This is a genomic window from Streptomyces sp. NRRL F-4489, assembly GCF_001509485.1.
In the GTDB taxonomy this organism is placed as follows: domain Bacteria; phylum Actinomycetota; class Actinomycetes; order Streptomycetales; family Streptomycetaceae; genus Streptomyces.
On record NZ_LLZI01000272.1, the window covers coordinates 1 to 12654 of the forward strand.

At 72.0% G+C, this 12654-nt stretch carries 10 protein-coding genes and 3 pseudogenes; 7 read left to right on the forward strand and 6 right to left on the reverse strand.

What is annotated here, in order from left to right; translation table 11 throughout:
- Positions 1-186: 186 nt before the first annotated feature.
- Positions 187-498, reverse strand: a pseudogene (locus ADL22_RS36520) (transposase); the annotation flags it as partial.
- 192 nt (positions 499-690) lie between these two features.
- Entirely contained in the window at positions 691-1482 is a 792-nt protein-coding gene (locus ADL22_RS29580) for a hypothetical protein (RefSeq protein WP_234430904.1), read from the reverse strand.
- A gap of 218 nt (positions 1483-1700) precedes the next feature.
- Here ADL22_RS29580 and ADL22_RS29585 point away from each other — a divergent pair, with 218 nt between their 5' ends.
- Positions 1701-2102, forward strand: a complete 402-nt coding sequence (locus tag ADL22_RS29585; protein WP_066986668.1) for an NUDIX hydrolase — start codon at positions 1701-1703, stop codon at positions 2100-2102.
- 808 nt (positions 2103-2910) lie between these two features.
- Here ADL22_RS29585 and ADL22_RS35550 read toward each other — a convergent pair.
- Together ADL22_RS35550 and ADL22_RS29595 are read right to left on the reverse strand one after the other, a co-directional pair.
- Entirely contained in the window at positions 2911-3369 is a 459-nt protein-coding gene (locus ADL22_RS35550; protein WP_159048738.1) for a hypothetical protein, read from the reverse strand.
- Positions 3370-3729: 360 nt separating this feature from the next.
- Positions 3730-4281, reverse strand: a pseudogene (locus tag ADL22_RS29595) (4Fe-4S dicluster domain-containing protein); the annotation flags it as partial.
- 326 nt (positions 4282-4607) lie between these two features.
- On the opposite strand from ADL22_RS29595, the gene ADL22_RS29600 reads away from it, so the two are divergent.
- From ADL22_RS29600 to thiI, 6 genes and pseudogenes are all read left to right on the forward strand, one after another.
- Positions 4608-5609, forward strand: coding sequence for a DUF1259 domain-containing protein (locus ADL22_RS29600; RefSeq protein ID WP_066986674.1), 1002 nt, complete (start codon positions 4608-4610; stop codon positions 5607-5609).
- Positions 5610-5692: 83 nt separating this feature from the next.
- A complete protein-coding gene (locus ADL22_RS29605) occupies positions 5693-6610 on the forward strand; it encodes an NAD(P)-binding domain-containing protein (RefSeq protein WP_066986677.1) in 918 nt (305 codons plus the stop codon).
- Positions 6611-6671: 61 nt separating this feature from the next.
- Positions 6672-7466, forward strand: a complete 795-nt coding sequence (locus tag ADL22_RS29610) for a class I SAM-dependent DNA methyltransferase (RefSeq protein WP_066986680.1) — start codon at positions 6672-6674, stop codon at positions 7464-7466.
- A gap of 111 nt (positions 7467-7577) precedes the next feature.
- Positions 7578-9197 (forward strand): ABC-F family ATP-binding cassette domain-containing protein, encoded by a 1620-nt coding sequence (locus tag ADL22_RS29615; protein WP_066986683.1) that lies wholly within the window; start codon positions 7578-7580, stop codon positions 9195-9197.
- Between the two features lie 344 nt (positions 9198-9541).
- Entirely contained in the window at positions 9542-10444 is a 903-nt protein-coding gene (locus ADL22_RS29620; protein ID WP_066986686.1) for a glycosyltransferase family 2 protein, read from the forward strand.
- A gap of 140 nt (positions 10445-10584) precedes the next feature.
- Positions 10585-11796, forward strand: a pseudogene (gene thiI, locus ADL22_RS29625) (tRNA uracil 4-sulfurtransferase ThiI); the annotation flags it as partial.
- Positions 11797-12208: 412 nt separating this feature from the next.
- Here the strand turns inward: thiI and ADL22_RS29630 are convergent.
- The gene (locus tag ADL22_RS29630) at positions 12209-12391 is read right to left on the reverse strand and encodes a hypothetical protein (RefSeq protein WP_066986688.1); all 183 of its coding nucleotides are present in this window, start codon (positions 12389-12391) and stop codon (positions 12209-12211) included.
- 5 nt (positions 12392-12396) lie between these two features.
- Positions 12397-12624 carry a DUF1918 domain-containing protein gene (locus tag ADL22_RS29635; RefSeq protein WP_066986691.1) on the reverse strand — a complete coding sequence of 76 codons (228 nt, stop codon included), beginning with the start codon at positions 12622-12624 and terminating at the stop codon, positions 12397-12399.
- Between the last annotated feature and the right edge of the window lie 30 nt (positions 12625-12654).

Consider the following 12654-nt stretch of genomic DNA (forward strand, 5'->3'; position numbering starts at 1 on the left):
CCCCCACACCCACCCGGAAGGAGTGAATCCCCACACACCGAATTGACGCCGCGCCGGACGCGCTCAGGCTGCCGGGGAGCGCGGCTACGACCTGACCGGTGGCCCCAGCGCCCCACCTGCCCGAAGGGCCACCGCCTCATCGCGCTCCTCCTGGGGCCTTGCTGCGGGCATTAAGAGGTTCCGACAAAGGCGTTGGACGTGGCGAAGTGTGATGAGGCAGGTGGCGAGGCCGAGAAAGGCTCCGCGGATGTCGTCGCCTCGTTCCGAGCGGATACGTAAGCGGCGGAAGCCGTGCAGCCAGGAGATCGTCCGTTCCACGACTCAGCGGAAGGTGCCCAGGCCGGTGCCGTGCCGGCGGCCGCCTTCGGCGATCACTGATCGGATGCCCCGCTGCCGGACCAGCCGTCGGTACTTGTCGTGGTCGTAGCCGCGGTCGGCGAACAGCATATCGGGCCGTCGTCCGGACCGGCCGACGTGACCGACCACGGCCAGGACGGCTTTGGGGCCCGGCCCGAGCAGCAGCGGCTCGATCAACGACCACAGCTCATCCGAGACGATCCACGGCCTCGGTTGGTGCCCCGCGCAGCTGCACCAACGGGCAACCGAACCGACAGTCACATGATCAAGGGCTTCTGTCAGTGGCTCTAAGCCACTGCGTCGGCAAAGCCCTGGGCACGAGGTGCCGTCGCGTCAGCTGTCTTGGGCTGGTGGTCGGTCGTCGATGATGATGTGGGTGACGGGTGGGCAGCCGTTGCTTGTCCGGTAGTGGGCGTCGACCTGGTCGGTGTCGACTTTGCGTAGGGCGGCGCCGATGCGTTCGTAGATAACGGCGGCAAACCTTTGAGTTCCGAGGGTGGCGGTGGGGTCTTGCTCGGTGGCGCGTAGAGCGTCGAGCGCGGCGATGAGGGTACGGCCGGAGATTTCGGCTTGGATGAGGCCGTTGGCTTCCTTGACGCCTGCGGGCAGTCGGAAGTGCTGGCCGCTGCTGGATTGGGCGACGAGGAAGTCCCAGTGGTCGCGGTGGCAGGTGAGTTGAGCGTATGCGATGCGGGCGGCGAGAGTGAGGAGTTGTTCGAAGTCGCCGGGGTCGGACTCGGCTTGTTGAGCCGGCGGTTGCGGGGTGGCCAGTTCCGGCTCGGCGGCTTCGGTGTGCTTGTCGGCGCGGAGGGCTGCGGTTTCGGCGCGCCAGCCTTCGACGGCGACTCGGAGGCTGGTGAGTTCGGCGAGGAGCTGGGTGTTGTCGCGGTCGGTTTTGGGGTGTCGGAGATCCTCGCGTAGGGCATGGAGTTCGCTGTGGATGGCGTCGACGCGGGCGTGTGCTGCGACTGCGGAGTCGCGGGCGTTTTGTGCTGCTGTAAGGGTGGTTTCGACGGCGACGCGGATTCCTGAGACGGCGTTCTCGAGCTTGCTTGGCAGGTCGCTGAGGATTTGGCGTGGGATTTCGCTGATGGCGGTGACGATGCGTTCGGTTTTGAAGACCATGTGGTTCCCCCTGGGGTTGGCGTCGCGGGGAGGCTCCCCATCGATCACTTGGGTGACGCGGCGAGTTTCGGTCGCGGTGATCGTTGGGGCGTGTTGGTGCACGGGGAGTTGCACCGACGCGTCTGGGTGGCGCTAACGCTGTTTGCCGTACTCGTCGTGCATTGCCGTGCGCCTGTGTCGGCTTGGTTGGTGTGGTTCCCAGGGGGAAGGAAGTAGGCGTGGTTGAGCAGCCTGTAGCGGCGGCCGTGATCGTGCGGGGTGGCCGGGTGTTGCTGGTGCGTCGTGCGGTCGAAGAAGGCGTTCTGCGTTGGCAGTTCCCAGCGGGCAAGGTGGAGGCCGGTGAGTCCGTGGAGCAGGCGGCCGTGCGGGAGACACTGGAGGAGACGGGGCTGGCCGTCGTGGCGCTGAGTCTCCTTGGTGGCCGGGTGCATCCGAAGACGGGTCGGCTCATGTACTACGTTGCCTGTTCTCCCGGCTCCGGCGAGGCGTATGTCGCTGACACGGAGGAGCTGGCCGAGGTCGCGTGGGTTGCGCATGCTGACATCCCCGAGTACGTGCCTTACGGGCTGTTCGGGCCAGTGCAAGACCACCTCGACGGGGAGTTGGGCGCCGGGGAGTAGCGGCTGCGAGACGACGTAGCCCCCGCTCGATCCGAGCGGGGGCTTCTGCGCTGGTTCGGCCCGGCTTTCATGTTGCGGCCATGGAAAGGATCCGGCCACGAGCCGTATGCGCTTCGCTGGTTTCCAGACAGCCTTAGGGCGCCTTGCCGCTTCGGGCCCGGCCAGCTGAAATTGTCCCCGGGGCGCATTCGGGGGGAAATGCGAGATCGCGGAGCCGCAGGCCAGGAACCTGAAATTTATCCAAAAAATAAGGTGACCTTCCCGACCCCCTCACCCGAATGGGTGCACCTGGTCTCCCCCTGGAGTTCCCCATGTTGACTCTGGCAGGCCGAGCGATGCTCTAAGTTTTCAGCTTGTCGGGCCGCGAAGCAGTCACCTAGTCGCTGCATGGAATTGGCCGGGCGCACCAACGCCCAGCCGTTCCGTCTGGCAGGTTGCAGCCCTGCCCGGTCACTAGAGATCCACACACAATTGAGGAGAGCTCTGTCATGACGCTACTCGGAGATACTGAGGCGGGCCCTGAGCATGAGGAGCCGAGCGGCGCTTTGCCGCGGTGGCGGTTGAGCTTTGACCGTCGGGGGTTGGAGTTCACAGCTGGCCGCCATCTGCACCTGATGGCGTCATCGGCGCTATTGGCGTGGCTGGCTAGCTTCGGGGCCGGCGCCACTGGAGCGCACTGGTTGCGCTGGCTGGCCTGACGAGGCGCCGCGTGAGCCCCGCTCTGGCAGGGTGGGGTTTCTCGCGTCTGTGCACCCCGTGTTGGCATCGTCGCACCGTGCCGCCCACTAGTTTGTCGACGTGGCCTGGGTCAGAGGTTGGCACGCATTATTTCTTGGAGTTCCTTGCGGGCGTTATGGAACTGGTCGAGCGCTTCGAGGTAGTCGGTTGACGTGAGCGTGATGTCTGGTTTGGTTTCGAGCAGGTCTCGCAACTTTCGCAATAGCCTGTATGCCTGGTCGGACTTTTCTTTGACGGGGAGTGGCGCTAGGAGGTTGATCTCATAGCGATGTTCCAGTACGGAGGATTCTCGAAAGGCATCTAAGGCAGCCTGGTAGCGGGCGGCCGGATCCGTTTCTTTGATAACTATGAGCCGGATGGAAGATGAACTTTCATTCAGTGTGTTCAGGTACCTCACATAGAGGTCTCGAAGCACCTCTTGACTGCGGGTTGCTTGCTCGCGCCGGTATCTCACTCGGTCGCCGAGGAGGGTGGCACCAATGCCGAGTACGACGCCGATAACTGTGCTGATCTGCGATCCCCAGTTCACGAGCAGCATCGTATTCTGGTTGATGCGCGCAAGGTACCCCGCTTCCGGTACGTGCCGCTGTCTTCACGCGCGTTATGAACGCTGGCTCAAGCCAGTGGGCCTGAGTTCCGGTGCTGCTGCGACTCGTTGGCTGCTGTGAAGGCTGCGTGAGCGGGCGTCGGGGAGGGTGTCCGACGCTGTCCGGCCAGCCCAGGTCGTGGACCAGCGCGGCCAGGGACAGGGCTTCTCCCGCGGACGCGCCGGTCTTGGCATACGAGGCGAAGCCCGCGCGGGGCATGACGGGCCGTTCGGCGCCGCTGAGGCGGTCTATGTTGCCGAGCAGGGTCTGGCCGGGTGCGCGGTGCGCGGTCATGGGCGCCGTCACAGGAAGCCGGCGGCGGCCCCGGCGGCCAGGGTGTCGGCGGCCGTCGCGTAGCGCCACATGGTGGGCAGGTCGCGGGTGGTGGCGACCGGGTTCGGTGGCAGGCCGTACACCTCGGGGTCGTCGAGGAGAAGGAAGAACGCGCCGTGCCCCGCCGACGCCGTCCTGCGGGCTCTCGCCGTAGAGCCGGGCCTCGGTGGCGCGGGCGGTGTGCGGCTGGGCGCCCCGGGCCCCGGCGCGTTCCCGCAGGTCGTCCAGCGGTGCGAACTGGATGGAGTCGGTGGGGCATGCCTTGGCGCAGGCCGGTTCGGGGCCGGCGTCCAGCCGGTCGTGGCACAGGGTGCGCTTCCAGGCCCGGCCGTCGTCGCGGCGGTGGTCGATGGCGTCGTAGGGGCAGGTGGGGACGCAGTAGCCGCAGCCGTTGCGGATGTCCTCCTGGGCGACGACGGTGCCGAATTCGGTGCGGAAGAGTGAGCCGGGGGGCGGACGTCCAGGCAGGCGGTGCGGGTGCAGTGCTTGCGGACGTCGGGGGACATCAGCCAGTGGAGGTCGGCGGGGCCGGCGGGGGTGGGTGGTCTGCCCATCGTCGGGCGCTGGGCCGATGTGCGCTGCGACCAGTGTGGGCACCGGCGGCCGCGGGTGGCACCGGCCGCCGGGCAATCGGGGGGCGCGGGCGGGGGCGGGCCGTACCGGGCGGGGAACGGTGGGTCGGCGTGCCGTCGCTCGACCAGCCGTGTGGTCCCGCCGCCTGTTCGGCGCAGGCTCTCACCCGTCACGACCACCGCTTAGCCCACCTGGCGCGCGCCGGAAGGTGACGGGGCCTCAGCTCGGTCATGCTTCCCACTCATACCGAGGTCGTCGTGGAGGTGCGTACGTCATGGCTGGATATTCGCAGCAGACCACCGAGCCGCGAGCGGGGGCCCCGCGGCGGCGGCTCCTGGCCGCGGCGGGCCTCGCCCCGCTCCTGGCCGCGGCGCCGGCCGCAACCCGGCCCGCCGTGGCCCGGTCCGCCGGACGCGCCGCGCGCGACCTCGTCAAACCGGTGCACACCAGCGTCCGCGACTGGACGTCCGTGGCCGAAGTGCTGGGCGGCCCCGGGGACATGAAGCGCAACGTCATGTACCACACCGGCTTCCCGCGCCGGGACCTGCGGGTGGTCTCCCACCACGTCCGGATCAAGCCGGCGCTCGCGCTCGGCTCGCACGTCTCGTTCGTCCGCTACGCCGACGGCCGCACTCTGCTGATGGGCGATGTGGTGGTCACCGAGCACGAACTCCAGCACTTCATCGACACGTTGCAGGACCACGGCATCGGCCAGACCGCGCTGCACAAGCACCTGCTCGGCCAGCGGCCGGACATCTGGTGGGTGCACATCCACGGGCACGGGCACCACCCGGTGGCGCTGGCCCGCGGGCTGCGCAAGGCGTTCGACCGCACCGGCACCCCGCTGCCGAGGGCGTCCAGCCAGGCGAAGCCGCGCGACCTGGACACCGCGGGGATCGACAAGGCGATGGGCGCCAAGGGCTCCGGCGACGACGGGATCTACAAGTGCGTCTTCGTCCGCCGGGAGCGGATCACGGACGGGAATCTGGTGCTGCCGCCGGGCCTGGGCTCGACCAGCGCGTTCAACTTCCAGCCGCTGGGCGACGGCCGGGCCGCGGTCAGCGCCGACTGCTGCATGGTCGCCGAGGAGGTCCAGCCCGTGCTGCGGGCGCTGCGGCGGGCCGGCGCCAAGCTCGTGGAGCTCCACAACCACGGCCTGACGGACCATCCGCGGCTGTTCTTCGTGCATGTCTGGGCGGTCGGCGACGCGGTGCGGCTGGCCCGCGCGCTGCGCCCGGCGGTGGACGCCACCAACGTCAAGCCGATCGCCGGCTGACCGCCCCGCCCAGGCTGTTCGCCCGTGTGGTCCCTGTGCTCTGCTGGTTCCCCTGTGATCACACCGGCGAAGGGGACGGGACCATGACCGTGCTGCTGCTCGATGACGACGACGTCCGCGCCCATCTGGACGCGCCGACGGCCGTCCGCGCCGTACGGGAGGCGCTGCTGGCCGCGCACCACGGCACCCTGACCGCGCCGCCACGGGTGCACGCGGGCCTGGAGGACGGGGACGGCGGCGGGGAGTTGGTCTTCACCGCGGGCCATCTGCGGGACCGCGGGGTGTTCGGCTTCCGGGCCTACGACACCCTGGTCGACGTGGAGCAGCTGGTCGCGGTGTGGGGATCGGGGGACGGCCGGCTGCGGGCCGTGGTGCACGGCAGTGAGCTGGGCCCGCGGCGGACGGGGGCGATCGGCGCGGTCGCGGTGGACGCCGCGGCCCGTCCTGGCCCGGTCCGGATCGGCCTGGTGGGCGCCGGTCCGCAGGCGTGGACGCAGCTGTGGGCGCTGCGCGCGGTGCGGGAGGTGGCGGACGCGGTCGTGGTGGCCCGCCGCCCGGAGCGCGCCGCGGCCTTCGCCCGCCGGGCGGCCGCCGAACTCGGCGTCGCCGTACGGGCGGTGGCGGCCGTCGAGGACGCGGTGCGCGACCGGGACGTGGTGATCGTGGCGACCGGCAGTCCGGTGCCGGTCCTGGAGGCCGGCTGGCTCGCCCCGGGGACGCATCTGTCGACCCTGGGCCCGAAGTCCGCCGGGCAGTACGAGGTGCCGCCCGAGGTGGCCGAGCGGGCCCGGACGGTGCTCACCGACTCCCCCGCCCAGTCGGCGGCGCTGCCCGGCCCGCCGCTCTTCCCGGCCGGCCGGCTGACCGGCCTCGGCGCGGTGCTCGCCGGCGCGGCCCCGGCCCGCAGCCATCCGGACGACCTGACGGTCTTCAGCTCGGTCGGGCTGGCCGGCACCGAGATCGCGGTGGCCGCGGCGCTCTGCGACGCCATGGGGCGGTGAGCCGCCCGCCGCAGCGGAAAATACCGGGCGCCGGCACCGCGCTCCGCAGTACGGTCCGGCCATGGACGACAGGGACGGCAGGCCAGGCGACATCGACAGCTCGGGAGAGGGCGACGGCGACGGTTACTTCGGCGAGCGCGTGGCCGCCGACTACGACGCGTCCTCGGCGGAGATGTTCGCCCCGGAGGTGGTGGACCCGGCCGTGGACGTCCTGGCCCGGCTCGCCGGTGGCGGAGCGGCGCTGGAACTGGGCATCGGCACCGGGCGGCTGGCGCTCCCCCTGGCCGCCCGCGGCGTGCCCGTCCACGGCATCGACCTGTCGCGGGCGATGGTGGCGCGGCTGCGCGCCAAGCCGGGCGGGGACGCCATCGGCGTGACGATCGGCGACTTCGCCACGACGCGGGTCGAGGGGACGTTCGCGGTCTGCTATCTGGTCTTCAACACGATCATGAACCTGACGACGCAAGAGGCGCAGGTCGACTGCTTCCGCAACGCCGCCGCGCACCTCGCCCCGGGCGGCTGCTTCGTCATCGAGGTGATGGTTCCGGAACTGCGGAAGCTCCCGGCCGGGCAGCGGATCGTGCCGTGGCACACCAGCGCCACGCGCTGGGCGTACGACAGCTACGACCTGGCGACGCAGGCGATGAGCTCGCACTACGTCGAGGTGGTGGACGGCCGCGGGTCGTACCGTTCGATCCCGTTCCGCTACGTCTGGCCGGCGGAGCTGGACCTGATGGCGCAGCTGGCCGGGCTGCGGCTGCGGGAGCGGTGGGGCGGGTGGTCGGGCGAGGCGTTCACCGGCGAGAGCGGGCGGCAGGTGTCCGTGTGGGAGAAGCCGGCGGGGGCTCTCCGCTGATCCGTTACGGTGGCCGGGCGCGCTGCGCTCTCCGGCCACTCCGCTCCCGCGGTGCCGTTCCCGCCGCACCGCACACCGTTTCCGCCGTCTTTTTCTCAGTTTGGGCCGATCATGGGGCATGTAGAAGCCGCGCACGTGGAGTATTACCTGCCGGACGGGCGGGTGCTCCTCGATGACGCCTCCTTCCGGGTGGGCGAGGGGGCCGTCGCCGCGCTCGTCGGGGCGAACGGCGCCGGGAAGACCACGCTGCTGCGGCTGATCTCCGGCGAGCTGGCGCCGCACGGCGGGTCGGTGACGGTCAGCGGCGGGCTGGGGGTGATGCCGCAGTTCGTCGGGTCGGTGCGCGACGAGCGGACGGTGCGCGATCTTCTGGTCTCGGTCGCGCCGGAGCGCATCCGGCAGGCCGCGCACGCCGTCGACGCGGCCGAGCTCGCCGTCATGGAGCGGGACGACGAGGCGGCTCAGATGCAGTACGCGCAGGCGCTGAGCGACTGGGCGGAGGCGCGCGGCTACGAGGCCGAGACGGTGTGGGACATGTGCACGATGTCCGCGCTCGGCGTCCCGTACGAGAAGGCGCAGTGGCGGGCGGTGCGGACGCTGTCCGGCGGTGAGCAGAAGCGGCTGGTGCTGGAGGCGCTGCTGCGCGGCCCGGACGGGGTGCTGCTGCTGGACGAGCCGGACAACTACCTCGACGTGCCCGGCAAGCAGTGGCTGGAGGAGCAGCTGCGCCAGACCCGCAAGACGGTGCTGTTCGTCTCGCACGACCGGGAGCTGCTGGCGCGCGCGGCGGAGCGGATCGTGAGCGTGGAGCCGGGTCCGGCGGGCAGCGCGGTGTGGGTGCACGGCGGCGGGTTCGGGACGTACCACGCGGCGCGCGCCGAGCGGTTCGAGCGGTTCGAGGAGCTGCGGCGGCGCTGGGACGAGAAGCACGCGCAGCTCAAGCGGCTGGTGCTGGACATGCGGCAGTACGCCTCGCGCAGCGACGAGATGGCGTCCCGTTACCACGCGGCGCAGACCAGGCTGCGGAAGTTCGAGGAGATCGGGCCGCCGCCCGAGCCGCCGCGCCCGCAGAAGATCACCATGCGGCTGACCGGCGGCCGGACCGGCGTCCGCGCCGTGACCTGCCAGCAGCTGGAACTCACCGGTCTGATGAAACCGTTCGACCTGGAGGTCTTCTACGGCGAGCGGGTCGCGGTCCTGGGCTCCAACGGGTCGGGGAAGTCGCACTTCCTGCGGCTGCTGGCGGGCGACGACGTCGCCCACACCGGGCAGTGGAAGCTGGGCGCCCGGGTGGTGCCGGGGCATTTCGCGCAGACCCACGCCCGGCCGGAGCTGATGGGCCGCACCCTGGTCGACATCCTGTGGACCGAGCACGCGAAGAGCCGGGGCCCGGCGATGAACGCGCTGCGCCGGTACGAGCTGGACGGGCACGGGGACCAGCCGTTCGAGAAGCTGTCCGGCGGGCAGCAGGCGCGCTTCCAGATCCTGCTGCTGGAGATCGGCGGGGCGACCGCGCTGCTGCTGGACGAGCCGACCGACAACCTCGACCTGGAGTCGGCCGAGGCGCTCCAGAAGGGGCTGGCGGCGTACGAGGGGACGGCGCTGGTGGTCACGCACGACCGCTGGTTCGCCAAGTCCTTCGACCGGTTCCTGGTGTTCGGGGCGGACGGCCGGGTGCGGGAGACGCCGGAGCCGGTGTGGGACGAGCGGCGGGTGGCGCGCAGCCGGTAGGGCGCGAGCCGGTAGGGCGCGGGGCCGCCGGGCGGGTGGCAGGGCGGGCTTCTCGGCCGTGTTCGGACCGGATTCCGTTAGGCCGTTCGGGGGTTTCCGGGGCTGTCCGGGCGGGCGCGGGGCGGCGCGGTCGCGGGAGGCGCCACGCGGACTGCGCGCCCCAGGGGCCCCAGGGGCGCGCCAGAGGTGCGGGGTCTGGCCCCGTAGCGCAGCCCCCGCCCCGCCGTCAAGACGGCCAATTCCTCCCCGGGAAAGGGATATTGACCGATGTCCGGGTCCGGCCCACGATCGGGGTCCAGGCCGTGGGTGCGCTTGGGGACGGGCGTTCAGGACAGGAGCGGGCCATGAGGATCAGCGTCGTCATCCCCTCCTACCGGGCCCGGGACGCGCTGGAGCTGTGCCTGCTGTCGCTGGCCCGGCAGTCGCTGGACGCGGACCACACGGCCGAGGTGATCGTGGTGGACGACGGGTCGGCCGACGGCACGGACCGGATGGTCGCCGCCTTCCCGGCCGGGCTCGATCTGCGGTACGTGCAGGCGCCGCGCTCCCCGATATCCGGCCCGGCGCGGGCCCGCAACCTCGGGCTGGCGCGGGCCACCGGCGACCTCGTCGTCCTGCTCGACGCGGACCAGGTGGTGGCGCCGACCTTCCTCGCCGAGCACGCGCGGGCCCATGCCGGGGACGAGGATCTGGTGGTGGTCGGGCGGACGTTCCAGCTCGGGGACGGGCCGGTGGACCGGGAGCGGCTGCGGTACGAGTTCAGTTTCGAGGCGCTGCCGCCGGTGGTGCGGGGCGATGAACGGGAGCCGGTGCTGGAGGCGTTCGGCTGCGAACTGGCCGGGCTGGAGACCGCCTGGCACTACGTGTGGGCGTGCAACGCCTCGGTGCGCCGCCGCCATCTGGTGGCCGCGGGCGGCTTCGACGAGGGATTCACCGGCTGGGGGCTGGAGGACGCCGAGCTGGGCTACCGGCTGCTCCGGCGCGGGCTGCGGGTGCGGTACCACACCGAGGCGGCGGTCTACCACGAGCCGCGGGGGCCGGTCAGCGCGGCGATGTACCGCAGCTGGCGCGCCAATCTGGCGCATTTCACGGCGGTCCACGACGAGCTGGTGGTGGTGTTGCAGCGGGCGCTGGCGCCGGCGCTCGATCCGGCGGCGCCGGGCCCGGGCCGGTACGCGTGCCGGATCCGGTTCGAGCTGGCCGCGCGGGCGCTGGCCGGGCGCCACCGGCCCGTCCCGGGCGGCTGAGCGCGCGGGGTCCGGGGGCGGGCGCGCCGGCGCGTCTACTCTGGAGGTGCGGCGGGTCCGCCCGTCCGCCGGGCGGGTGCCGGACGCGGCGGCCCGGCGGCCCGCGCCCCGGGCCGCACGACGACGCACGGAGGAGAGCTGTGTCCGGCGCACCACGTACGACCGCCACCGGGACGCCCGGCCCGGACCGCTCCTGCGTCCTGCTCAAGCACGGGGAGATCTTCCTCAAGGGCCGCAACCGCCCGCTGTTCACCCAGCGGCTGCACGACAACCTCCGGCTGGCACTGCGCGGCGTCGGCGGCTCGACGTGGATCAAGACCGCGCAGAACGTCACGGTGCTGGGCGGTCAGGTCCCGCAGGAGGTCCTGGTCGAGCGGGCCCGGCGGGTGATCGGCTTCAACTCCGTCGAGCCGGCGATCCGGGTGCCGAGCACGGTCGAGGCGATCACGGACGCGGCGGTGCGGGCGCTGTGCGAGGTGGCCGCCGGGCGGCCGGTGGCGAGTTTCGCGGTGCGGGTCAAGCGCCGGGACAAGGCGTTCCCGATGACCTCATCGCAGCTCGAGGCCCATGTCGGCGCGCGGATCCAGCAGGCGCTGGACGGTCTGCCGGTGGACCTCACCCACCCCGGCGTCCGGCTGGCCGTCGAGGTCGACCACAAGGAGACGTATCTGTCGTGGGCCCGCTATCCCGGGCAGGGCGGGCTGCCGGTGGGGGCCAGCGGGCACGCGCTGGTGCTGCTGTCGGGCGGCTACGACTCCCCGGTGGCCGCGTACCGCGCCATGCGCCGCGGGCTGGCCTGCGACTTCGTGCACTTCACGGGCGCGCCCTACACCAACGCCTCGTCGGTCTACAAGGCGTACGCGCTGGCCCGGGAGCTGAACGGCTATCAGCCGCCGGGGCGGCTCTACGTCATCGCGCTGGGGCGGGCGCAGCGGCAGCTGGCGGTGGCCGGCGCGGGCCGCCTCCAGGTCGTCGCCCAGCGGCGGCTGATGGTCCGGACCGCGTCGGCGCTGGCCGCCCGGATCCGGGCGCAGGCACTGGTGACCGGCGACAGCCTGGGGCAGGTGGCGAGCCAGACACTGGCCAACCTCGCCGCCGTGGACGAGGCCGCCGCACTGCCCGTCGTCCGGCCGCTGGTCGGCTGGGAGAAGCAGGAGATCATCGACGAGGCGCGCGCCATCGGCACGGCGGAGGTCTCGGTCCTTCCGGACGAGGACTGCTGCCGGCTGCTCGCCCCGCCCCAGGTCTCCACCCGCGCCGGACTGCCCCATCTGCACGCGGTGGAACGCCGCCTGGACCTGGACGAGCTCGTCGCGGAGCTGCTGGCGGGCGTTCAGGTGATGGTGCCGGGTGGGGAGGGGGCGGAGGGCGCGCGGGGCGCCGGGGGCGCCGGGGCGGACGGTTCCGGTCCGGCCGGAGGGCGCGGGTCGGGCGCGTACGGACAGCGCGGATCGGGCGCGTACGGAGAGGGCGGCTCGGGCTGCTGCTCAGTTGGTGAGCCGGCCGCTGGTGACGTGCGCCCCGCTGATGACGCGTACCCCGCCGGGGACATGCGCCCCGCTGGTGAGGCGTGTCCCGCTGGTGACGCGCGGCGTGACCTCGTCGGTGTGGACGCCGACGGGCAGCCGTAACCGGCCACCGGCACGCGGCGCGGAATACCCGCCCCCTGCGGTGCGTTGAGGCCCCGCAGGGGGCGCTGGTGTCCCCTACGGGATCCGTTCGCACGCCCCCTACGGCACGCGCCCCTCAGCCGAACAGCAGCGCTCAGCCGAACAAGCTCCGGACCCGGATCGTCCGTACCGGTCGCTTCGGCTTCGGGTCCTGGTGCGGCGGCAGCCGGCCGCCGGGGACGTCGTCGGCCCTCGGGGGCGGGTCGGCCTGGGTGTGCCGCGTACGGTCCGCGGCGTGCTGCGAGCGGTGCCGGCGCGCCGACGTCTTGCGTCCCATCGCCGCTACCCCCTGGGCCCGGCCGCGTCGGTGCGCGGCGGCCGCTGTCTGGTGGCGCCCTCGGTGACGCAGCCGGGGCCGGGGAAGATCTCCGTCTCGTGGCCGTCCTCGTAGCGGACCCGGTACGGGGGTTCGCCGTTGGGGCCGAGGACTTCGACCACCGTGGCCCGGTGTTCCGGCCTGCCCACCGCGCGTCCGGTGAAGCGCAGTACGTCTCCCTTGTGCACCTGCATCGCCGCTCACCCTTCCCTGCACTGGCCGTG

Excerpts from the sequence above, each read along its gene's own strand:
- ADL22_RS29580 (WP_234430904.1), bottom strand. The coding sequence starts at position 1,482 with ATGGTCTTCAAAACCGAACGCATCGTCACCGCCATCAGCGAAATCCCA.
- ADL22_RS29600 (WP_066986674.1), top strand. The coding sequence starts at position 4,608 with ATGGCTGGATATTCGCAGCAGACCACCGAGCCGCGAGCGGGGGCCCCG.
- ADL22_RS29605 (WP_066986677.1), top strand. The coding sequence starts at position 5,693 with ATGACCGTGCTGCTGCTCGATGACGACGACGTCCGCGCCCATCTGGAC.
- ADL22_RS29610 (WP_066986680.1), top strand. The coding sequence starts at position 6,672 with ATGGACGACAGGGACGGCAGGCCAGGCGACATCGACAGCTCGGGAGAG.
- ADL22_RS29615 (WP_066986683.1), top strand. The coding sequence starts at position 7,578 with ATGGGGCATGTAGAAGCCGCGCACGTGGAGTATTACCTGCCGGACGGG.
- ADL22_RS29620 (WP_066986686.1), top strand. The coding sequence starts at position 9,542 with ATGAGGATCAGCGTCGTCATCCCCTCCTACCGGGCCCGGGACGCGCTG.
- ADL22_RS29630 (WP_066986688.1), bottom strand. The coding sequence starts at position 12,391 with ATGGGACGCAAGACGTCGGCGCGCCGGCACCGCTCGCAGCACGCCGCG.
- ADL22_RS29635 (WP_066986691.1), bottom strand. The coding sequence starts at position 12,624 with ATGCAGGTGCACAAGGGAGACGTACTGCGCTTCACCGGACGCGCGGTG.